The following is a 20,210-nucleotide window of genomic DNA, read 5'->3' as shown; positions in this document are numbered from 1 at the left end:
GCTTGGGTCGTGTGCGAACGTTCGGTTTGCCCCGGAGATTGTGGGAGCCGGATTCATCCGCGAAGAGGGCCTCAAGGGCGGCGAAAGCTTCGCGGGCAAGCTCCGCTCCCACAGGCTGTCTTGCATTCCCTCAAGTAAATAAAAAGGCCCCCGAAGGGGCCTTTCTTTGTGCGGTTTGAGACTCACATGTTCGGGTAAGTCGGGCCGCCAGCACCCTCCGGGGTGACCCAGGTGATGTTCTGCGAAGGGTCCTTGATGTCACAAGTCTTGCAGTGCACGCAGTTCTGGGCGTTGATCTGGAAACGCTTCGCGCCGTCTTCCTGGGTGATCACCTCATACACACCGGCCGGGCAGTAACGCTGCGCCGGTTCATCATAGAGCGGCAGGTTCTTGCTGAGCGGGATGCTCGGGTCAGTCAGCTTCAGGTGGCAGGGCTGCTCTTCTTCATGGTTGGTACCGGAGATGAACACCGAGCTGAGCTTGTCGAAGCTGAGCTTGCCGTCCGGTTTCGGGTAGTCGATCTTCTGGCAGTCGGCCGCCAGTTTCAGGCAGGCATAGTCCGGTTTGGTGTCATGCAGGGTAAACGGCAGCTTGCCGCCGAAGAGGTTCTGGTCGAGCCAGTTGAAGCCGGCACCGACGATCGGACCGAACTTGTGCATCGCCGGGCCAAAGTTGCGGCTGGCGAACAGTTCTTCATACAACCAGCTGGATTTGAACGACTCGACGTAGCTGTTCAGTTCATCGCCACCTTCGGCACCGGCCAGCAGCTTCGCGGCCACGGCTTCGGCGGCGAGCATGCCGGACTTCATCGCGGTATGGCTGCCCTTGATCTTGGCGAAGTTCAGGGTGCCAAGGTCGCAACCGATCAGCGCGCCGCCCTTGAACACCATCTTCGGCAGCGAGTTCAGGCCGCCCTTGCAGATGGCCCGCGCGCCGTAGCTGATGCGCTTGCCACCTTCCAGGTATTGCTTGAGCACCGGGTGGTGCTTGAGGCGCTGGAACTCGTCGAACGGCGACAGGAAAGTGTTGCTGTAGGACAGGTCGACGATCAGGCCGACCACCACCTGATTGTTTTCCAGGTGATAAAGGAACGAGCCACCAGTGTTCTCGGCGCTCATGATGTCCAGCGGCCAACCGGCGGTGTGCACCACCAGGCCGGGCTCATGCTTGGCCGGATCGATTTCCCAGATTTCCTTCAGGCCGATGCCGTAGTGCTGGGCATCCGCATCGCTGTCGAGCTTGAAACGCGAAATCAGCTGCTTGCCGATATGCCCACGGCAGCCTTCGGCGAACAGCGTGTACTTGCCGCGCAGTTCCATGCCCGGGGTGTACAGGCCGTCTTTCGGATGGCCTTCACGGTCGACACCCAGGTCACCGGTGATGATCCCGCGAACCACGCCGCTCTCGTCGAACAGCGCTTCCTGGGCGGCGAAGCCCGGGTAGATTTCCACACCCAGGTTCTCGGCCTGCTGGGCCAGCCAGCGGCACAGGTTGCCCAGGGAAATGATGTAGTTGCCTTCGTTGTGCATGGTCTTGGGCACAAAGAAGTCGGGAACCTTGGTCGAGGTCGCGTTGCTGCGCAGGACGTAGATGTCGTCGCGCTTGACGGGCGTGTTCAACGGCGCACCGAGCTCTTTCCAGTCCGGGAACAGTTCGTTCAGGGCCCGTGGCTCGAACACCGCGCCGGAAAGGATATGGGCACCGACCTCGGAACCTTTCTCCACGACGCAGACGCTGATTTCCTGACCCGCTTCGGCCGCTTTCTGTTTCAGCCGGCAAGCGGCGGACAGGCCTGCGGGGCCGGCACCGACGATGACCACGTCGAATTCCATGTATTCGCGTTCCACAGACTCTCTCCTACTCAAGGCTCACATTTTTTTCTAATTGGAGGTTTGGTGCCCCTCGCCAGTATTCCTGCACCACGTCGGGAAGAGGATCACGGATGAGACATCTTTCTCTCTAGGCGGCGCATTATATCTACACCACTCCCAGCGTCCAATACAAACGTTTGTTTGAATTCGCTGCAGGCTAGATAAATCAAAGAAGCGCGGCTTATGACTGGCCATTTTGCCGTATTGACCGGAATGGGCGTTCCGGTCAAGATACGGGCGGTTTCGCGCTCGCCGTAAGCTGAATCAAGGATTCAGGAGCCCCTCTAAAGACCGGGCGAAGGCAGTGGAAAGTACAGCGGCATGCCGTTCTGGCGCGGAGTTTACACGCCTTGACGGTCCATGACTGCTCAGTCACGTCCGACGGACGGTACAGGGTGGTCGGCGGCGGTGCTTTCGCTTCAAATGCCGGCGTTTTTGGAGGTGCCCTTGTGCTTCTTATGGAGTCGTGCGCCGTTGAGTATCAACCGCCAGGTCAGTCCTGGCGATTTCCTTTTCACCGGAGAGTAACGAGGAATCCATGAAGGTTCTTGTAGCTGTCAAACGCGTTGTCGATTACAACGTCAAGGTCCGCGTCAAGGCGGACAATTCCGGCGTCGACCTCGCCAACGTCAAGATGTCGATGAACCCGTTCTGCGAAATCGCAGTGGAAGAAGCGGTACGCCTGAAGGAAAAAGGCGTGGCGACTGAAATCGTCGTCGTCTCCGTCGGCCCGTCCACCGCTCAGGAGCAACTGCGCACCGCGCTGGCCCTGGGTGCCGACCGCGCCATCCTGGTTGAATCGGCTGAAGAGCTGACCTCCCTGGCCGTGGCCAAGCTGCTCAAAGCCGTTGTCGACAAGGAACAGCCACAGCTGGTGATCCTCGGCAAGCAGGCCATCGACAGCGACAACAACCAGACCGGCCAGATGCTGGCGGCTCTGAGCGGTTATGCGCAAGGCACCTTCGCTTCGAAAGTCGAAGTGTCCGGCGACAAGGTTGCCGTGACCCGCGAAATCGACGGCGGCCTGCAGACCGTGTCGTTGAGCCTGCCGGCCATCGTCACCACCGACCTGCGTTTGAACGAGCCGCGTTATGCGTCCCTGCCGAACATCATGAAAGCCAAGAAGAAGCCGCTTGAAGTGCTGACTCCGGATGCTTTGGGCGTTTCCACCGCCTCCACCAACAAGACCCTGAAAGTCGAAGCGCCGGCGGCTCGCAGCGCCGGGATCAAGGTCAAGTCGGTTGCAGAACTGGTCGAGAAACTGAAAAACGAAGCGAAGGTAATCTGACTATGACTATCTTGGTAATCGCCGAACACGACAACAAGGTCGTGGCCCCGGCCACCCTGAACACCGTGGCCGCCGCCGCGAAGATCGGTGGCGACATTCACCTGCTGGTTGCAGGCCAGGGCGTTGGCGCGGTGGCTGAAGCCGCCGCGAAAATCGCTGGTGTGTCGAAAGTGCTGGTGGCCGACAATGCCGCCTACGCCCATCAACTGCCGGAAAACGTCGCGCCGCTGGTTGCCGAGCTGGGCAAGGGCTACAGCCATATCCTGGCTGCCGCCACTTCCAACGGCAAGAACATCCTGCCACGGGTTGCCGCGCAGCTGGACGTCGACCAGATCTCCGAGATCATCTCGGTGCAAAGCGCTGACACCTTCAAGCGTCCGATCTACGCCGGTAACGCCATTGCCACCGTGCAATCGAACGCCGCGGTCAAGGTCATCACCGTGCGCGCCACCGGTTTCGACCCGGTTGCCGCTGAAGGCGGCTCGGCTGCGGTTGAAACCGTTGCCGCGGCTCACGATGCAGGCAAATCGTCGTTCGTCGGCGAAGAACTGGCCAAGTCCGACCGTCCTGAACTGACCGCTGCCAAGATCGTCGTTTCCGGCGGCCGTGGCATGCAGAACGGTGACAACTTCAAGCACCTGTACGCCCTGGCCGACAAGCTCGGTGCCGCGGTGGGTGCTTCTCGCGCGGCCGTCGATGCCGGTTTCGTACCGAACGACATGCAGGTCGGCCAGACCGGCAAGATCGTTGCGCCACAGCTGTACATCGCCGTCGGTATCTCCGGCGCGATCCAGCACCTGGCCGGTATGAAGGACTCCAAGGTGATCGTTGCGATCAACAAGGACGAAGAAGCGCCGATCTTCCAGGTGGCCGATTACGGCCTGGTGGCGGATCTGTTCGAAGCCGTGCCTGAGTTCGAGAAGCTGGTCTGATCCAGCGGCTTGCCTTATAAAAGAACCCGGCCGTTTGGCCGGGTTTTTTTTGCGGGTCATTTATCGAATGCTTCGTGTCCCTTGTAGGCGCCGGCAAGCCGGCTCCCACAGGAGAGCGCTGCCAGTCGTTATGACAGCGGCGTGTCTCGGCGCTGTGGCGCGATCCGCAGGGCCCGGCGCATCTGATCGGTGCCAGCGCCGACCTGCCGCGCCAGGTGGCGGGGGACTTGGGGCTCTAGGTCGAGGTGCTTTATGGCGGCAAGCGCTCCGAGGCCCGGGAGGAGGTGCGCAGCGGACGCATGGACCTGCTGGTGGATGCGCCTAGGTGCCGGCCAGGCGCTATGCCGGCATGGTCACGGCCCAGGCCCTGGGCATGGCCAACGACCTCAAGGCCTATCCACAACCGGTCGACCAGCCAGGGCTGTTTCTCGCGATTTCCCACAACTCGGCCTGCAATGATCCCTGGTTGCGCGGACAGTTGGCGAAAAAGATGACAGAATTGCCCGCCTCCGGCCTGACCGAAGCCGCGCTGCAACGCAATCTGGAGCGTTGGAAGGCGCAATTGCAAACGGTCAGCGCCCCCAAACCGTAGGGATTTTTTTGTGAGTATTCGACCTCTATTTGCGGCCCTGGCCGTGCTGGCGCTGGCGGGCTGCGCCACCGACCCGGCCCCGAACGAGCAGATGCGCCTGACCGAGCGCGCGATCGCGCAGGCCCATGCCGTCGGGGCCAACGCCAACGAAGTCCCGGAGCTGCAACAGGCCGAGGACAAGTTCCGCCGGGCCAAGGCCAATATGGCCGAGCAGGCTTACCGTGGCGCCCGGCGCAAGTCCGAACAGGCCGAGCTGGACGCGCGCCTGGCCGAAGCCCGGGTGCTGACCGAGAAGAGCCAGGCGCAGGTCACGCTGCTCAACACCCGCATTATGCGCCTGCACAAGCAACTGGAGGCCGCCCAATGATCCATTCGAGCGCAAGGACGGCAGGCCTGTTGTTGCTGGCCTGTGTCGGCTTGTACGGCTGCGCCGGCCAGAACGATAGCGAGGCGGCCTTGCAGGCGGCGTCGGCGAGCTTTCAGAAGGTCAAGGAAGATGCCAATGTGTTGCGCTACGCGCCCAGGGACGTGATCCGCGCCGGCGAGTCGCTGGCCCGGGCCGAGCGCCTGTCGGGCTATCTGGGCAGCGCCGGTGACGTCGAGCACTACGCCTACCTGAGCGAGCGTTACGCCGACATTGCCCGCGAGCACACCGAAACCGCGCTGAACCAGGAGCGGGCGACCAAGCTGGAGCTGGAGCGTCAGCGTCTGCAACTGGCGTTACGCGAAAGCAAATTGCTCAGTGTGCAGCAGCAGGGCAAATGGGTAGAGGAGCAGATCGCCAGTCTGACCAGTAACCAGAAGGATCGCGGCCTGGTGATGACCCTCGGCGATGTGTTGTTCGACACCGGCGAGGCGGAGTTGAAGAGCTCGGCCAATCGCACGGTGCTCAAACTGGTGCAGTTTCTCCAGCTCAACCCGCGGCGTATTGTGCGCATCGAGGGTTACACCGACAGCACCGGCGATACCGACGGCAACCTGAAACTGTCCCGCGACCGCGCACAGTCAGTGGCCGATATGCTGGTGGACCTGGGGATCGACGAGAAGCGCATCCAGGTCGAGGGCTACGGCGACCAGTACCCGGTGGATGTGAACGCCACCGAGCGTGGGCGGGCGCAGAACCGTCGGGTCGAGATTGTCTTTTCCGATGCGAAGGGCCAGCTGGGCGCGGCGCGCTGACGGCGAGAACCGCCTGCTGAAAACCCGGTAGCCGCAAGGCGCCGGGTTTTTTTATGCCTGCATATCGGCGGATCGCTGTGCCCGTACAGTTTTATTTCTCTTGTCACTGTATTGTCGACTATTGTAGAAACTGTGCCAGTACACTTTGAAACTGTTCCGGTATTGTTGCTTCCAAGAATAAAAATGCCGTTGAAACCGAGTGCTGCTTCATGACCAACCTATTGCTCTACCAACGTATTGCGCAGCAGCTCGCCGAGGATATCCGGCGGGGCGTCTATCAGCCGGGCGAGCGGGTGCCGTCGGTGCGCAAGATGAGCTCGCAGCTCAATGTCAGCCACGCCACGGTGCTGCAGGCCTATGCCAACCTGGAAGACCAGGGGCTGATCCGCGCGCGTCCGCAATCGGGCTACTACGTGCACCAGACTCCGGCCCTGACCGCGCCCACCCCGGATATCGCCCGGGTCGAACGGCCGGGGCTGGTCACCCGCAGCAGCATCATCCAGCAGGTGCTGGTCGAGTCCCGTCGTGAAGGGGTGTTTCCCTTCGGCGCGGCGGTGCCTTCGGTGGATTACCTGCCGGTGCGTGCGCTGCACCAGCAACTGGCCAAGGTCACCCGCTTCCACAGTCCGCGGGCCTTCAGCTACATGTTCAGTCCCGGTTTCGAGCCGTTGCGCCGCCAGGTGGCGATTCGCATGCGCGATGCCGGGGTGGTGATCGACCCTTCGGAAGTGGTGATCACCCACGGCTGCGTGGATGCCCTGCAGATGTCGTTGCGGGTGCTGACCCGTCCGGGCGACCTGATCGCCGCCGAGTCGCCGACCTATTACGGTCTGCTGCAACTGGCCGACCTGCTGGGTCTGAAAGTCATCGAGATCCCCAGCGATCCGGCCACCGGCATGAGCCTGGAGGCCCTGCAACTGGCGGCCAACCAATGGTCGATCAAGGCCCTGGTGTTGACCACCCGGTTGAGCAATCCGCTGGGCGGGACCATGCCGGAGGAGCGGCAGAAGCAGTTGCTGCGCCTGGCCTCGGACTTCGATATCCAGATCGTCGAAGACGATATCTATGGCGAGCTGATGTTCGAAGTCGGCCGGACCAAGGCCCTCAAGGCCTATGACCGCCTGGATCGGGTGATCTACTGCTCGAGTTTTTCCAAGACCCTGTCGCCCGGCGTGCGCATCGGCTGGATGATCGCCGGCAAGTTCCAGCAGGAAATCCAGCGCTTGCAGACCTTCAGCACCCATTCGGCGTGCAGCGTGACGCAGATGGGGGTAGCGGCCTACCTGGAAAACGGTGGCTACGACCGACACCTGCGTTATATCCGCCAGGAGTACCGCAAGAACCTCAGCGCCTTCCAGCTGGCGGTGCAGCAGTTCTTCCCGGAAGGGACGCAGATGACCCGGCCCACGGGCGGTTTCATCCTGTGGGTCAGCCTGCCCGGGCGGGTCAACACCCAGGAGTTGCACGTACGGGCATTGCAGCAGGGCATCAGTATCGCCCCGGGGCTGATCTTCAGTAACACCGAGCAGTTCAATCACTGTATCCGGCTCAACTGCGGAATCCCCTGGAATCGCGAGGCCGAACGCGCGTTGATGACCCTCGGTATGCTCGCCAGCCAGCTGTGCCAGGAGACCGCGGCCGGCCTTCTGTGACGGCGGCGGGACAGGCAGCGACGGTCTTGTTGATCGGCCTGCTTGTCAGGAGGCGCTCAACAGGCGAGCATATGGGCCCTCTGTCGTCCACGTCCTGGAGCCTATGAAAGCGACTTTCTCCATTCGTTTGCTGTTGATGATCGTGCTGACAGGCATGGGCGCAGGAATGGCTGTGACGACACAGGCCCAGGATACAAGCATGCCCACGACGACAAAGAAGCCGCTCGGGAGTCCAGTCACAAACGTCAAGCTGGTGAAGAAAAAGCCGCTGCCGAGCAAACGGGCAGCGACCCGCAAGGCTGCGCCGGGCAAGCTCAAGCGCCGTGCACCGATTGCCGCCAAGGCCGTGCCGGCCAGTGACGCGCTGAATACCAAGCTGCCACCGGCGCAGCTGGATCTGAGCTTGCCCCAGGAGATGGTCAAGCGCCTTGAGCCAGTGGGTACGGTGCCATTGTCGAAAAGCCGGCCGCTGTTGCCCCAACTATTCGAAAAAACGCCTGAACAGACGCCTTTCCAGCTCAACGGGCGCTTGCTCAAGAATGAAATGGACCTGCAGTTGCGCAACGAGAATCGCAAGGAGGTCGACGGTGCGGCCCTGGATTTTGAATTCAAACAGTAAATCGGCGGCCCCCGGCCCGACGCTTCGTCGGTGACTGCCCGGTCATGGGCCTTCTCCGTGAAAAACAGTTGTGCGAGCAATTTTAAACAGCCGTTTTAGCGGTTACTCTGTCTCCCACACACCTTTCCCTTATCAGGAGCTTGTCGTCATGAAGTGCCGTGAGGGCTGTGGCGCTTGTTGCATCGCCCCTTCCATCAGTACGCCGATTCCGGGCATGCCCAACGGCAAGCCGGCGGGAGAACGTTGCGTGCAACTCTCGGTCGAAGGGTTGTGCGGGCTGTTTGGCAAACCTGAGCGGCCTGCGGTGTGCGGGGCTTTCCAGGCTGATCCCGAGGTTTGCGGCAGCAGTCGGGAAGAGGCGATCCGCCTGATCGGCTGGTGGGAGAAAATGACAGCGGCGTGAGGTGTGTTCAATGACCGGAACTTCAACAATAAGGAATAAAACAATGAGTTCGCTGCATCGAATGGCTGTGGTTTGTGGTTTGACTGTCCTGTTGAGTGGTACCGCCTACGCGGAAAACTGGGAAACGGCCAAGGACCAGGACGGCATCAAGGTCTCCCTGAGTGAAGTGGCCAACTCCCGGTACAAGGCGTACCGTGGCGTGACCTTGATCAAGGCGCCCGTGGCGAAGATCCAGGCGCTGCAGGAAGACGTGGTGGGCGCCTGTGTCTGGATTCACGAGTGCAAGTCGCAGAAGCTGTTGAAGAAGGACGGTGACCTGAGTTGGACCTACACCCAGTTCAAGGCACCGTTCCCGGTCAGCGATCGTGACTCGATCTTGCAGATCACCACCACCAAGGGCGCTGACGGCAGCCTGACGCGCACGCTGAAGGAAGTGCCGACCTACCTGCCGGAAGAGAAGGGTTATGTCCGTGTCGCCCAGGTGGAGGGCTTCTGGAAGCTGGTGCCCAAGGACGGCGGCATGACCGAAGTGACCTACCAGGTGCACACCGAGCCGGGCGGCAGCGTGCCTTCATGGCTGGCCAACAAGTTCGTGGTCGATGCACCGTTCAATACCCTCAAGGCCCTGAAGGAACGCGCCGAGAAGTGAGGGGCTGATCAACTCGGCTTGTCGGACATTGCGGGAGTCGGATTCGCCGCAGCAGCACCGCCGCGAAGAGGTCCTTGAGGCCGCCAAGAGCTTCGCGGGCAAGCTCCGCTCCCACAGGTTTCGGTTGTATGCGAATTCTCGGTCCGACAGGAACCTTGTGGGAGCCGGATTCACCGCAGCAGCGGATCGCCGCGAAGAGGCCCTTGAGGCCGTCAAGAGCTTCGCGGGCAAGCTCCGCTCCCACAGGTTTCGGTTGTATGCGAATTCTCGGTCCGACAGGAACCTTGCGGGAGCCGGATTTACCGCAGCAGCGGACCGCCGCGAGAGACCCTTGAGGCCGCCAAGAGCTTCGCGGGCAAGCTCCGCTCCCACAGGTTTCGGTTGTATGCGAATTCTCGGTCCGACAGGAACCTTGTGGGAGCCGGATTCACCGCAGCAGCGGATCGCCGCGAAGAGGCCCTTGAGGCCGCCAAGAGCTTCGCGGGCAAACGCCGCTCCCACATCAGGTTATTGGGTGTTCTTCAGGTGCCGCGCCTTTACACCCGGTTGAACGATCACCCGTGCCCTATAGTCCAGATGTAGTGAGCCCGTTCCCGGGCTTTACCGAGGAGGCACCGATGAGCAAGTGGGCAGTTACCTTCGTCGACGATCATGGCGTGCAGGACACCGAGCACTTCGAATGTGCCAGCCAACCGGACCTGGAACAGGCCGCGCGATTGATTCGCGCCAAGCTGTTGCCGGTTCCCGCCGCACTGGACCTCAATGACCTGGAGGGCCGGACTCCGGAGCCGACCGTCAAAAGCCTGAAGGATCAGAACAGCATCCAGATCCTCAGTATCACCCCTTTACCCTGAGCGCTTTTTTCCTCTGTATTCCCTCTGGCAGAGGCGATGTCATCGCGCTACTCTGCAAGGGAGATCAGCGAATGATTCGCTATAGGTCTGGTCTTGTCAGCTACATGCTTGTTTCCCGGTTGTCGTATCGCCAGTGCCGTTCGGTGTCTGGTTCGGGAGTACGGAAAGTCTATCCAACGCTTGCTGAGGAGGACGTTTCATGAGCACAGCCTATCAAGAAGACATCAGCAGCAACGTGCTGCGCCGCATGAAAGAAGGCGGTTTCGATTTCGCACGCATCCATCCCATCGAGTTCTATGCCGTTTTCCCGGACGAGGAGCGGGCGCGCAGGGCGGCAGGCAAGTTTCGCGGTGAATCCTTGAATGCCCAGGTCAGTGTCCGCGACGACGGCGCCTGGTACCTGGAACTGAGCAAGGTGATGTACGCCACCTATGGCGGTATCGGTGACTTCGAGCAGAACTTCGGAGCGGTGGTCGAGCCCCTGGGCGGTACCATCGAAGGGTGGGGCGTCAAGCACCCGGTGCGGGCGCTCAATTGAGAGCAGTTCTTTCAACCAGCAACGGCTGACCCAAGGGTTGGCCGTTTTTGTTTGTCTCGCACAAAAAAGGACCGCCCGGGCAGCTGGGCAAACTCTGGCTATGCTGGTGGATAGGCAAAGCCTGCTTCGCAATGAGGCGCTGCTGAATACATTGGGGCGTTTACTGCACAGTGATGGTGCGGCGCAGGTTGGATGATTATTCAACTTGTTGATATTAAAGCGTTTATGCCGATGGCACGGGCCTTGCGAAGGCCCTTGTGACCGGGTGACAAGGAGCACGGCATGATCCGCACCTATTTTGACGAGATGTACGATGCCGGCGGCCAGGTCCGCCCGCATTACCGGGAATTTGCTCGTTGGCTGGCCGACACTCCCGAGGAGTTGTTGGCACAACGGCGACGTGAGGCCGACCTGCTGTTTCATCGCGCCGGGATTACATTCACCCTCTATGGAGACGAGCAAGGCACCGAACGGCTGATTCCGTTCGACACCATTCCCCGCAGCATTCCCGCCAGTGAATGGCGTGTCGTGGAGCGTGGTTGCATCCAGCGGGTCAAGGCGTTGAACATGTTTCTCGCCGACCTCTACCACGAACAACGGATCATCAAGGCCGGGATCATTCCCGCCGAACAGGTCCTGGCCAACGAGCAATACCAACTGGCCATGCAGGGCCTGAACCTGCACCGCGATATCTACTCGCATATTTCCGGGGTCGATCTGGTCCGTGATGGCGACGGCAGCTACTACGTCCTCGAAGACAACCTGCGCACCCCCAGCGGCGTGAGCTACATGCTCGAAGACCGCAAGATGATGATGCGCCTGTTCCCCGAGCTGTTCGCCGCCCAGCGCATCGCGCCCATCGACCATTACCCCAATCTGTTGCTCGACACGCTGAAAAGCTCCAGCCCCCTGGACAACCCGAGCGTGGTGGTATTGACGCCCGGGCGTTTCAACAGCGCGTTCTTCGAGCATGCGTTCCTGGCCCGGGAGATGGGCGTGGAGCTGGTGGAAGGCGCCGATCTGTTCGTGCGTGACGACAAGGTCTTCATGCGCACCACCGATGGCCCGAAACAGGTGGATGTGATCTACCGCCGCCTCGACGACGCCTTCCTCGATCCCTTGGCCTTCAACCCCGATTCGATGCTCGGCGTGCCCGGTCTGCTGTCGTCCTACCGGTCCGGCAATGTGGTGCTGGCCAATGCCATCGGCACTGGGGTGGCGGACGACAAGTCGGTGTATCCATTCGTCACCGACATGATCCGTTTTTACCTCGACGAAGAGCCGATTCTGAAGAACGTGCCGACCTGGCAGTGTCGCAAGCCCGAGGAACTCTCCCACGTGCTGGCGCATCTACCGGAATTGGTGGTCAAGGAAACCCAGGGCTCGGGCGGCTACGGCATGCTGGTGGGGCCGGCGGCGAGCGCGGCGGAGATCGAGAACTTCCGTGCCCGGCTCAAGGCCAAGCCCCATGCCTATATCGCCCAGCCGACGTTGTCCCTGTCGACCTGCCCGACCTTTGTCGAGAGCGGCATTGCCCCGCGCCATATCGATCTGCGTCCATTTGTCCTCTCCGGTCGTGAGACCCGTGTCGTGCCGGGCGGGCTGACCCGCGTCGCACTGCGCGAAGGCTCCCTGGTGGTGAACTCGTCCCAGGGCGGCGGCACCAAGGACACTTGGGTGGTCGAGGATTAAGGAAGCCTGACATGCTAAGTAGAACTGCCTCGGATTTGTATTGGATGTCGCGTTATCTGGAGCGCGTGGAAAACCTCGCGCGGATGCTCGATGTGAGTTATTCGTTGTCGTTGATGCCCCAGGACGGTCGGGGTGACGGCCTGCATGAAATGGCCATGCCGTTGTTGATCACCGGCACCCTGGACGATTACCTGGAACGCCATGGCGAGCTGCATGCCGACCGGCTGCTGCACTTCTTCGCCCTGGACGCGGCCAACCCGGCGAGCATCTTCAGTTGCCTGCGGGCGGCACGGGCCAGTGCCCATGCGGTGCGTGGGCGGATTACTGCGGACATGTGGGAAAACATCAATGCCACCTGGCTGGAGATTCGCGGCATTGCCGACCAGGGCCTGGGACGTTACGGCATGAGTCGTTTCTGCGAATGGATCAAGGAACGTTCCCACCTGTTTCGCGGCGCGTCCTACGGCACCATCATGCGTAACGATGCCTTTCGTTTCATTCGTCTGGGCACCTTTATCGAACGGGCCGACAACACCCTGCGCCTGCTGGATGCCCGCTACGACATGGCCGGCGACCAGGCCGACGCGGTCAGCGACGGCACGGCCCACGCCTACTACCAGTGGAGTGCATTGCTGCGGGCGTTGTCCTCATTCGAGGCCTACACCGAGATCTACCGTGACGCCCCGGGGGCGCGGCAGGTCGCCGAGCTGCTGTTGCTGCGTGCCGATGTGCCGCGCTCGTTGCGCGCCTGTACCGAAGAAATCGACCAGATCCTCGCCAGCCTGCCAGGTATCAACGGCCGGCCGGCCCAGCGCCTGGCCGCCGAGATGGATGCGCGACTGCGCTACACCGGTATCGATGAAATCCTCGACGAAGGCCTGCACACCTGGCTGATCGAGTTCATTCCCCTGGTTGCCGAACTGGGCAACGCGATCCACAGTTCCTACCTGGAGGCTGCATGAGACTTTCCATAAGCCACGAGACCACCTATCACTACGAGGATCAGGTGCGGGCGAGCATCCAGTATTTGCGTCTGACCCCCCACGACAGCGAGCGCCAGCACGTACTCAGCTGGCAGTTGAACCTGCCGCGTCCGGTGCGGGCGCAGCTCGATCCGTTCGGCAATATCCTTCACGTGCTGACCCTCGACGAGCCCCATGAAGCGATCATTATCGGCGCCCGGGGCCAGGTGGATATCGACGAGCAGCGCGAAGCCGAGCACGAGAGCCAGTCGGCCTTGCCGTTCTTGCGCATGACCCGCCTGACGGAGCCGGACGATGCCTTGCGCGGCTTCGCCGACAAGCAATGCCGCAAGCGCCGTGATCGCAGCGCACTGATCGACCTGATGCAGGCGCTGAACCAGCACATGACCTACACGCCGGGTGCCACCGAAGTCGACACCAGCGCCGCCCAGGCCTTTGCCCGGCGCGCCGGGGTGTGCCAGGACCATACCCATGCGTTCCTGGCCTGCGCCCGCAGCCTGGGAATTCCAGCACGCTATGTGTCGGGGTATCTGTACAGCGAGAACAGCGAGCACCTGGCCAGTCATGCCTGGGCCGAAGCCTGGCTGGACGACGCCTGGTACAGTTTCGATGTGACCAACCAGTTGTCCCGGCCGGAGCGCCATCTGAAGCTGGCGGTGGGCCTGGATTACCTCGATGCCTGCCCGGTACGGGGCATGCGCCGGGGCGGTGGCTGCGAACAGATGCACGCCAAGGTGCTGGTGTCGCCGACGCCGGTGTTGCCGGTCTTGTCGGTGCAGCAGCAATAGCGGCCTAGATCGGCTGTTTGCGTTTGGCCATATGTTTCAGGTACGCCACCAACTGATCCAGTTCGCCGTCCGGCAGCACCGCCGGGGCGAACGCCGGCATCTTCGCCTGCGGCCAGTGCCGCAGGCTCTGCGGGTCGCGGATATAGCGCTTGAGGTAACCCGCGGTGAAGTATTCGGTGGGGTTGTAGGGCACGTTCAGGTCCGGCCCGACTTGCGCGTCTCCGGCGCCGTTGAGTCGATGGCAGGCCATGCAGTTTTTCTGGAACAGCGCGAAGCCCTTGTTCACCGGATCACTGGCCGCCAGCTTGGGGTCAGGACGCAGGGCCGGGAAGCGTTCGGCCACCGGGGCCAGGCGTTTAATACTGGCCATCTGGTAGGGCCATTGCTCCGGGCTGACATGGCCTGCCTGCGGATCCGTCCAGACCAGATAGAACGGCCCGGCGCTCGGTTTGCCGTCAGCCAGTGGCGGCCAGGGCTTGCCCGGATCCTCCACCGCCAGCCAGGCCTGCGCGCCTTGGCGATTCAACAACGGGGCGGCGGCCATCTCGGCGGCGAAACCGTCCAGCGCCACGGCCTGCAGGTGATCGTCGGCCTGGATGCCTTGTAGCAAAACCGCCATTGGCACGGCGCGATAGGTCATATCGCGCTTGTAGGAGACATCATCCTTGACGGTGATGGTCTGGGCCTGGCTCAGCAGTTCCTCGGTTTGCCAGGTCCGGCTGCCGGTGCCCTGGGGCAGTTCCAGTTGCGCGGCGTAAAGGGCGGGGCAGAACAGCAGGGTGCTGAGCAGGATCAGTGGTTTCATTCGGTAGGAGGACCTGTCGGGGCGGCCTCGTCGGCCGTGTTGTCGTCGTTTTCGAAGACCCAGCTCGGGGTGTCTTCGACATGGTCGAACAGCGCGTCGCGTAGCTCGTCGTAGTTGCCACCGTTGACGATGCCGAGGTAGCCATGCTTGATCAGCGTGTCTTCGGCATCGAGGGCGTGCTGGTTGGTGTCGCTATAGATGACCACCGTGGCACTGGGGTCGAACACCACCTGGCGCAACTGGTAGGCCAGGCCCTCGGCATCGTTGCCGGTGCCGTCTTCCAGGGTCAGGTCGACTTGCAGCGAGTTGTGCACATTGCCGGCGGCGAAATCGGCGTTATTGCGCAAATCGAGAATCAGCGCACCGTCGCGGATCTCGTCCACCGCGCGATTCACATCGATGATGCCCGCCTGGGCGGAAAAGCTGATGAGCAGCGCGGTAAAGACAATCCAGTGGCGCATGCGTCCCCCTCCATCGAGTCATGGCTCAAGATTGGCACACAAAACCGCACTTCGGTAGTGAACCTGTGAAGGTTGGCGCGGGGTTGCCGGGAAACACGCCAGAGAGCGCCTAGCCGATCACTTTGGTGAGGTTCGGCAGGATCAACAGCAACGTGGTGGCGATGACGATGAGACCGGCTTGACGGATTTTCGAATGTTTGAACATGGCTGACTGCCTTTTGTTGTTATTCCTGACGACGACTACTGACAACAATGCTGATGCTGATGTAAGCGATGCCTCGGCAAGACCCGACGGCCATCGCTACAGGCTTAACCTTAGAGCCCGCGTCACACTTGACTTAGAACCATTTCGTATCAGGTGAGTAGGAAAACTTTTTAAAAAGGCATGAGGCATATGGCCAGCCGGCTAGCGGGCCTTTTGCTAGACACGTGCAGGGGTGATAAGCGGCTTTCCCTTAGCAGACTACCGTTCGTCCGAGTGTGATCGGCGGGACCGTCCAGCCGCCGATTCGCCGATTTGCCGGCAAGCTGAACCGGAGCTTGCGGGCATGCGTTCTGTGCTTGCCTTGAAAGTGGGTTTCAAGGCAGGCTCGGGTTTCATTCTTTGTCTTTTTGTGTCGGGTATTTTTATGTCGTTACGCATCTGTATTCTGGAAACCGATGTCCTGCGCCCGGAACTGGTCGATCAATATCAGGGCTACGGGCAGATGTTCGAGCGCCTGTTCTCCCATCAACCGATCGCGGCCGAGTTCAGCGTTTACAACGTGATGCAGGGCAACTACCCGAGTGACGAGTTGAGCTTCGACGCGTACCTGGTGACCGGCAGCAAGGCCGACTCCTTCGGCAGCGATCCGTGGATCCAGACCCTCAAGGTTTACCTGCTCAACCGCTATGAGCGCGGCGACAAGCTGTTGGGCATCTGCTTCGGCCATCAATTGCTGGCGCTGTTGCTGGGTGGCAAGACCGAGCGGGCGATCCAGGGCTGGGGCGTCGGCACCCATCAATACAGGATGGCCGCCAAGGCGCCGTGGATGAGCCCGATGCGCGAAGAACTGACGCTGTTGATCAGCCACCAGGACCAGGTCACCGCATTGCCGGAAAACGCTACGGTGATTGCCTCCAGCGATTTCTGTCCTTTTGCGGCGTATCACATCAACGACCAGGTGCTGTGCTTCCAGGGGCATCCGGAATTTATCCACGATTACTCCCGGGCGCTGCTGGATATTCGCCAGGAGTTTCTTGGCGAGCAGATCTATTCCAACGGCGTGGCGAGCCTGGTGCATGAGCATCACGGCACCACCGTCGCGGAATGGATGATGCGTTTCGTGGCGCATAAGCCCGAGGCGGCATCGGCCTGAATCGGTGAGGTGCCTTTGGGGGCCGGGGCGGCCCTACAGCCAGCCGGATCGCTTGAAGCTGGCCCACAACCCCAGGCAGCCCACCGAGATAAATCCCAGTACGGAGAAATAGCCGTAGTGCCAGCTCAGTTCCGGCATGTTCTGGAAGTTCATCCCATAGATCCCGGCGACGGCGGTTGGAAATGCCAGGATCGCCGCCCAGGCGGCGAACTTGCGCTGCACCACGCTCTGGCGCGCCGCTTCCAGCAGCACACCGATCTCGATGGTCTGGCTGGCGATATCGCGCAGGGTTGCCAGGTCTTCCATCTGGCGGGTGACATGGATCTGCACGTCGCGAAAATACGGGCGCATGTTCTTGTCGATGAACGGGAAGTCCAGGCGTGACACTTCCTCGCTGATCTCCACCATTGGCGCCACGTAGCGGCGCAGGCGCAGCACATCACGGCGCAGGTAATGGATGCGTTGGATATCGCCTTCGTTCAGCGAACTGGTGAGCACGTTTTTTTCCAGCTCGTCGATCTCGGCGTGGATGGCTTCGCTGACGGGCTGATAGCTCTCGGTGACGAAGTCGAGCAGGGCATACAGCACAAAGTCCTCGCCGTGTTCCAGCAACAGCGGCCGTGCTTCGCAGCGTTGTCGGACGTGGGCGTAGGACTTGGAGTGGCCGTTGCGGCAGGTGATGATGTAGCCGTTGCCGGCAAAGATGTGGGTTTCGATGAACTCCAGCTTGCCTTCGTTGCGCACCGGCGAATAGGTGACGATGAACAGCGCATCGCCGAAGCTTTCCAGCTTGGGCCGGCTGTGTTTCTCCAGGGCGTCTTCAATGGCCAGTTCGTGGAGATTGAACTGCTTCTGCAGATTGGCCAGTTCCTCGGCGCTGGGCTCTTCCAGGCCGATCCAGACAAAGTGGTCGGGCCTGGCCGCCCAGGCACTGCCTTCATCGAGGGTGATATCCCGGACTTTCCTGCCGGCGCTGTAAACCGCCGAGGCAACGACTCTACCCATAGTGCTGATCACTTCTGCTTTTTTGAGGGAGGGGGCGCGGTGCAGCTTATCCTGCCCTGCCTGATCAGAGTCAGCAAACGCGTGGGAGTTCGCGGGAAAGTTGCTGGTCCATGGCCGCGATGCAGGCGCGCATCTGCTCCCGGCATTCGGCGATCAGCCTGGGCATATCGTCCAGCGTCAGCCCGGCGGTGGGAATCGCCGGCAGCGAGCGGATCAGGATCTTGCCGCCACGCCAGCGGTTCAGGCGCATGTGCTTGATGTAGCGGCTGACACACACCGGCACGATCGGCACACCGGCGGCGATGGCCATCTGGAACGCGCCTTTCTTGAACGGCAGCAGCTCTTCGCCCAGGTTGCGCGTCCCTTCCGGGAAGACCCAGATCGAAGTGTCCTTGTGCTGCAAGGTCTCGGTGGTGGTCAGCATGGAACGGCGAGCCTTGTGGGCGTTGCCGCGGTCGATCAGCACATTGCCGGCCAGCCAGAAGAGTTGGCCGAACAGCGGTACCCACTTCAGGCTTTTCTTGCCGATGCACACGGTGCGTCGCGGCACCACATTGCCGAAAACGAACAGGTCATAGTTGGATTGATGATTGGCGACGATCACGCAGCCGTGCGGCTTGTTCGTCAAAGTACTGACCTCGGCCTTGACTCGCAGGCGCAGGATGCGCATCGCAGGCCAGGCATAGAGGCGGGCGCAGAGTCGGCTGTTGTCCGGATTGAACGGGCGACACAGCCCGAGCAATACACCGAGCACGCCGGCAAGCACAAAATGCAGCGTCATCAATAACATACGTACCAGAAACAGCATCTGCAGGTCTCGCCCGGACAAAAGGTGGCGCAGTGTACGGATGTGCACTGTTTTCGGCAATTGCCGTCTGTAGCCGGGAGATGGCGATGTTTTAGCGTATGTTTCCGTTTGCTGGCGGCGGGTGCGGATTAGAGCGCTGCGGATGAATCCGGCTCTCACGATCTGCGGGGCAAGTCGAACGTGCGCATACGACCCAAGACTGTGGGAGCGGTGCTTGCCCGCGAAGCTTTTGGCCGCCTTGAGCGCGCCTGTGCGCTCAAGGCCTACACTCGCGCCAGGTTCAGCCCAAATGTTCCTGATCGAGAATGATCGCGTTATCCAGGGTTTCCAGCAGCGCCTTGCGCACTTTCAGCTTGGTGTTCTTGTGGGCGGTCATATTGATCTTCTTCAGCGCCTGGGCGGCGGCCAGGGCCGCGTCCTTCAGCGCATCGGCGGCCACCACCTTGTCGAGGAAGCCGGCGTCCACGGCATCCCGCGGGTTGAACATTTCGCCATTGATCACCGAGCGGTGGAATGCCGAACGGCGCAGGCGATCGCGGGCCAGTTCGATCCCGGCGTGGTGCATGGTCATGCCGATCTGTACTTCATTCAGACCGATGCTGAACGGCCCCTCGACGCCGATCCGGTAATCGGCCGAGAGCAACAGGAACGCGCCCTTGGCAACGGCGTGCCCCGGGCAGGCGACGATCACCGGGAAGGGATGGGACAGCAAGCGGCGGGCGAGGGTGGAACCGGCGGTTACCAGGCTGACGGCTTCCTTGGGGCCGGCGGTCATCACTTTCAGGTCGTAGCCGCCGGAAAGGATGCCGGGCTGGCCGGTGATGATGACGATGGCGCGGTCGGCGGTGGCCTGGTCCAGCGCGGCGTTGAACGCGGCAATCACGTCCGGGGAAATGGCATTGACCTTGCCATTGCTCAAGGTCAGGGTCGCGATACCGTCGTCGAGGTGGTAAGAGATCAATTCACTCATGACGCAATTCCTTATATAGAAGTGGAGCAGACGTTACCCAGCCGCCGGGGTCAGGTAAAGCGCCGTGACTGACTGGTGAGTCAGGGTTTTCCGGGTTCGGGCCGGACTGGCGGCTTGCGGTGCGCCTGCCGGGGAGAGGGTAGAGCGCTGTGTGGCGGGCCGGAGATTGGCGGTTTTGCCCTGTTTCGCGGGCCGAGGGGCTGGAGGAGTACGACTGATCGACTTAAGCGCATGAAAATTCTGAAAAAAACCTTTGCCATCGGAAAAGCTTTCGACTACATTAGCGCGCCTCGACAGACTGAATAGGTTTGACGAGATACGGTGAAGTGTCCGAGTGGCTTAAGGAGCACGCCTGGAAAGTGTGTATACAGGAAACTGTATCGAGAGTTCGAATCTCTCCTTCACCGCCACATTCTGCAAACACAAACCCCTGATTCTCCTAGAGAAAGTCGGGGGTTTGTGGTTTTTGGCGTCTGAAAAAGGGCCAGATGGGAACGATATGGGAATATGAGGAGCTGTCCGTATCAGCTTTTCCGGAAGGAGGGTGCGCGGATAGTGGTGGCGAAGTGTTCGCTCCCAAGTAGTCTGCTAGACATCGGTCATCGGGTGATTTTTTCGATCATCTTGAGCTAGTCAAGGCACCTGGTTTCGCAGAGTTCTTCCTTAAGAACCAGTTAAGGGCGAACCATAGCCTGCGCATTCCACGCCATCCGGCCACCCAGCCCACCAACATCCGGCCACCTGTTCCACGCTCATCCGGCCA

The 20,210-nt window shown here is 61.1% G+C and carries 20 protein-coding genes, 1 tRNA gene and 1 pseudogene; 16 read left to right on the top strand and 6 right to left on the bottom strand.

Annotated features, from left to right (window positions below; genetic code table 11):
• Window positions 1-182 precede the first annotated feature (182 nt).
• Window positions 183-1,847, bottom strand: a complete 1,665-nt coding sequence (locus M5B99_RS28535) for an electron transfer flavoprotein-ubiquinone oxidoreductase (protein ID WP_248807280.1) — start codon at window positions 1,845-1,847, stop codon at window positions 183-185.
• A gap of 562 nt (window positions 1,848-2,409) precedes the next feature.
• On the opposite strand from M5B99_RS28535, the gene M5B99_RS28530 reads away from it, so the two are divergent.
• From M5B99_RS28530 to M5B99_RS28465, 14 genes and pseudogenes are all read left to right on the top strand, one after another.
• Complete coding sequence (locus M5B99_RS28530) at window positions 2,410-3,159, top strand: electron transfer flavoprotein subunit beta/FixA family protein (protein ID WP_152737091.1); 750 nt, start codon at window positions 2,410-2,412, stop codon at window positions 3,157-3,159.
• Window positions 3,160-3,161: 2 nt separating this feature from the next.
• Window positions 3,162-4,091, top strand: a complete 930-nt coding sequence (locus M5B99_RS28525; protein ID WP_248807279.1) for an electron transfer flavoprotein subunit alpha/FixB family protein — start codon at window positions 3,162-3,164, stop codon at window positions 4,089-4,091.
• 152 nt (window positions 4,092-4,243) lie between these two features.
• Window positions 4,244-4,683: pseudogene (locus M5B99_RS28520) on the top strand (hypothetical protein); the annotation flags it as partial.
• 10 nt (window positions 4,684-4,693) lie between these two features.
• Window positions 4,694-5,050, top strand: coding sequence for a DUF4398 domain-containing protein (locus M5B99_RS28515; RefSeq protein WP_248807278.1), 357 nt, complete (start codon window positions 4,694-4,696; stop codon window positions 5,048-5,050).
• Window positions 5,047-5,862, top strand: coding sequence for an OmpA family protein (locus M5B99_RS28510; protein WP_248807277.1), 816 nt, complete (start codon window positions 5,047-5,049; stop codon window positions 5,860-5,862). Before M5B99_RS28515 ends, M5B99_RS28510 begins: the two co-directional genes overlap by 4 nt.
• A 209-nt stretch (window positions 5,863-6,071) precedes the next feature.
• Window positions 6,072-7,514: a PLP-dependent aminotransferase family protein gene (locus M5B99_RS28505; RefSeq protein WP_248807276.1), complete on the top strand. Its 1,443-nt coding sequence runs from the start codon at window positions 6,072-6,074 to the stop codon at window positions 7,512-7,514.
• Between the two features lie 103 nt (window positions 7,515-7,617).
• Window positions 7,618-8,133, top strand: coding sequence for a hypothetical protein (locus M5B99_RS28500; RefSeq protein ID WP_248807275.1), 516 nt, complete (start codon window positions 7,618-7,620; stop codon window positions 8,131-8,133).
• A 148-nt stretch (window positions 8,134-8,281) separates the two neighbouring features.
• Complete coding sequence (locus tag M5B99_RS28495) at window positions 8,282-8,536, top strand: YkgJ family cysteine cluster protein (RefSeq protein ID WP_248807274.1); 255 nt, start codon at window positions 8,282-8,284, stop codon at window positions 8,534-8,536.
• 43 nt (window positions 8,537-8,579) lie between these two features.
• Complete coding sequence (locus M5B99_RS28490; protein WP_248807273.1) at window positions 8,580-9,185, top strand: START domain-containing protein; 606 nt, start codon at window positions 8,580-8,582, stop codon at window positions 9,183-9,185.
• 617 nt (window positions 9,186-9,802) lie between these two features.
• Window positions 9,803-10,039, top strand: coding sequence for a hypothetical protein (locus M5B99_RS28485; protein WP_248807272.1), 237 nt, complete (start codon window positions 9,803-9,805; stop codon window positions 10,037-10,039).
• 199 nt (window positions 10,040-10,238) lie between these two features.
• Complete coding sequence (locus M5B99_RS28480; protein WP_100940701.1) at window positions 10,239-10,577, top strand: ribonuclease E inhibitor RraB; 339 nt, start codon at window positions 10,239-10,241, stop codon at window positions 10,575-10,577.
• 282 nt (window positions 10,578-10,859) lie between these two features.
• Window positions 10,860-12,269 carry a circularly permuted type 2 ATP-grasp protein gene (locus M5B99_RS28475; RefSeq protein WP_103499488.1) on the top strand — a complete coding sequence of 470 codons (1,410 nt, stop codon included), beginning with the start codon at window positions 10,860-10,862 and terminating at the stop codon, window positions 12,267-12,269.
• An 11-nt stretch (window positions 12,270-12,280) separates the two neighbouring features.
• Entirely contained in the window at window positions 12,281-13,231 is a 951-nt protein-coding gene (locus M5B99_RS28470; RefSeq protein WP_100940699.1) for an alpha-E domain-containing protein, read from the top strand.
• Window positions 13,228-14,040: a transglutaminase family protein gene (locus M5B99_RS28465; protein WP_248807271.1), complete on the top strand. Its 813-nt coding sequence runs from the start codon at window positions 13,228-13,230 to the stop codon at window positions 14,038-14,040. Before M5B99_RS28470 ends, M5B99_RS28465 begins: the two co-directional genes overlap by 4 nt.
• A 4-nt stretch (window positions 14,041-14,044) precedes the next feature.
• Here the strand turns inward: M5B99_RS28465 and M5B99_RS28460 are convergent, their stop codons facing one another.
• Together M5B99_RS28460 and M5B99_RS28455 are read right to left on the bottom strand one after the other, a co-directional pair.
• On the bottom strand, window positions 14,045-14,845 hold the full coding sequence (locus tag M5B99_RS28460) for a cytochrome c (protein ID WP_248807270.1): 801 nt from the start codon (window positions 14,843-14,845) through the stop codon (window positions 14,045-14,047).
• The gene (locus tag M5B99_RS28455; RefSeq protein WP_248807269.1) at window positions 14,842-15,306 is read right to left on the bottom strand and encodes a rhodanese-like domain-containing protein; all 465 of its coding nucleotides are present in this window, start codon (window positions 15,304-15,306) and stop codon (window positions 14,842-14,844) included. Before M5B99_RS28455 ends, M5B99_RS28460 begins: the two co-directional genes overlap by 4 nt.
• Before the next feature lie 629 nt (window positions 15,307-15,935).
• On the opposite strand from M5B99_RS28455, the gene M5B99_RS28450 reads away from it, so the two are divergent.
• A complete protein-coding gene (locus tag M5B99_RS28450) occupies window positions 15,936-16,664 on the top strand; it encodes an amidotransferase (protein ID WP_248807268.1) in 729 nt (242 codons plus the stop codon).
• A gap of 33 nt (window positions 16,665-16,697) precedes the next feature.
• On the opposite strand, the gene M5B99_RS28445 is transcribed toward M5B99_RS28450, so the two are convergent.
• The 3 genes from M5B99_RS28445 to M5B99_RS28435 all read right to left on the bottom strand — a co-directional run bounded on the left by M5B99_RS28445 (window position 16,698) and on the right by M5B99_RS28435 (window position 19,447).
• Complete coding sequence (locus M5B99_RS28445) at window positions 16,698-17,669, bottom strand: magnesium and cobalt transport protein CorA (protein ID WP_248807267.1); 972 nt, start codon at window positions 17,667-17,669, stop codon at window positions 16,698-16,700.
• Window positions 17,670-17,739: 70 nt separating this feature from the next.
• Window positions 17,740-18,477 (bottom strand): lysophospholipid acyltransferase family protein, encoded by a 738-nt coding sequence (locus M5B99_RS28440; protein ID WP_248807266.1) that lies wholly within the window; start codon window positions 18,475-18,477, stop codon window positions 17,740-17,742.
• Between the two features lie 280 nt (window positions 18,478-18,757).
• On the bottom strand, window positions 18,758-19,447 hold the full coding sequence (locus tag M5B99_RS28435; RefSeq protein WP_248807265.1) for a crotonase/enoyl-CoA hydratase family protein: 690 nt from the start codon (window positions 19,445-19,447) through the stop codon (window positions 18,758-18,760).
• 320 nt (window positions 19,448-19,767) lie between these two features.
• Between M5B99_RS28435 and M5B99_RS28430 the strand changes: the two genes are divergently transcribed.
• Window positions 19,768-19,857: transfer RNA gene (locus M5B99_RS28430), tRNA-Ser, on the top strand.
• The last annotated feature ends 353 nt before the right edge of the window (window positions 19,858-20,210 follow it).

The organism is Pseudomonas sp. MWU13-2100 (assembly GCF_023242365.1).
In the GTDB taxonomy this organism is placed as follows: Bacteria; Pseudomonadota; Gammaproteobacteria; order Pseudomonadales; family Pseudomonadaceae; genus Aquipseudomonas.
This window is presented reverse-complemented; position numbering and strand designations above follow the sequence as displayed.

Excerpts from the sequence above, each read along its gene's own strand:
- M5B99_RS28450 (WP_248807268.1), top strand. The coding sequence starts at position 15,936 with ATGTCGTTACGCATCTGTATTCTGGAAACCGATGTCCTGCGCCCGGAA.
- M5B99_RS28460 (WP_248807270.1), bottom strand. The coding sequence starts at position 14,845 with ATGAAACCACTGATCCTGCTCAGCACCCTGCTGTTCTGCCCCGCCCTT.
- M5B99_RS28485 (WP_248807272.1), top strand. The coding sequence starts at position 9,803 with ATGAGCAAGTGGGCAGTTACCTTCGTCGACGATCATGGCGTGCAGGAC.
- M5B99_RS28445 (WP_248807267.1), bottom strand. The coding sequence starts at position 17,669 with ATGGGTAGAGTCGTTGCCTCGGCGGTTTACAGCGCCGGCAGGAAAGTC.
- M5B99_RS28530 (WP_152737091.1), top strand. The coding sequence starts at position 2,410 with ATGAAGGTTCTTGTAGCTGTCAAACGCGTTGTCGATTACAACGTCAAG.
- M5B99_RS28465 (WP_248807271.1), top strand. The coding sequence starts at position 13,228 with ATGAGACTTTCCATAAGCCACGAGACCACCTATCACTACGAGGATCAG.
- M5B99_RS28525 (WP_248807279.1), top strand. The coding sequence starts at position 3,162 with ATGACTATCTTGGTAATCGCCGAACACGACAACAAGGTCGTGGCCCCG.
- M5B99_RS28475 (WP_103499488.1), top strand. The coding sequence starts at position 10,860 with ATGATCCGCACCTATTTTGACGAGATGTACGATGCCGGCGGCCAGGTC.
- M5B99_RS28500 (WP_248807275.1), top strand. The coding sequence starts at position 7,618 with ATGAAAGCGACTTTCTCCATTCGTTTGCTGTTGATGATCGTGCTGACA.
- M5B99_RS28440 (WP_248807266.1), bottom strand. The coding sequence starts at position 18,477 with ATGCTGTTTCTGGTACGTATGTTATTGATGACGCTGCATTTTGTGCTT.
- M5B99_RS28510 (WP_248807277.1), top strand. The coding sequence starts at position 5,047 with ATGATCCATTCGAGCGCAAGGACGGCAGGCCTGTTGTTGCTGGCCTGT.
- M5B99_RS28480 (WP_100940701.1), top strand. The coding sequence starts at position 10,239 with ATGAGCACAGCCTATCAAGAAGACATCAGCAGCAACGTGCTGCGCCGC.
- M5B99_RS28470 (WP_100940699.1), top strand. The coding sequence starts at position 12,281 with ATGCTAAGTAGAACTGCCTCGGATTTGTATTGGATGTCGCGTTATCTG.
- M5B99_RS28490 (WP_248807273.1), top strand. The coding sequence starts at position 8,580 with ATGAGTTCGCTGCATCGAATGGCTGTGGTTTGTGGTTTGACTGTCCTG.
- M5B99_RS28455 (WP_248807269.1), bottom strand. The coding sequence starts at position 15,306 with ATGCGCCACTGGATTGTCTTTACCGCGCTGCTCATCAGCTTTTCCGCC.
- M5B99_RS28505 (WP_248807276.1), top strand. The coding sequence starts at position 6,072 with ATGACCAACCTATTGCTCTACCAACGTATTGCGCAGCAGCTCGCCGAG.
- M5B99_RS28495 (WP_248807274.1), top strand. The coding sequence starts at position 8,282 with ATGAAGTGCCGTGAGGGCTGTGGCGCTTGTTGCATCGCCCCTTCCATC.
- M5B99_RS28435 (WP_248807265.1), bottom strand. The coding sequence starts at position 19,447 with ATGAGTGAATTGATCTCTTACCACCTCGACGACGGTATCGCGACCCTG.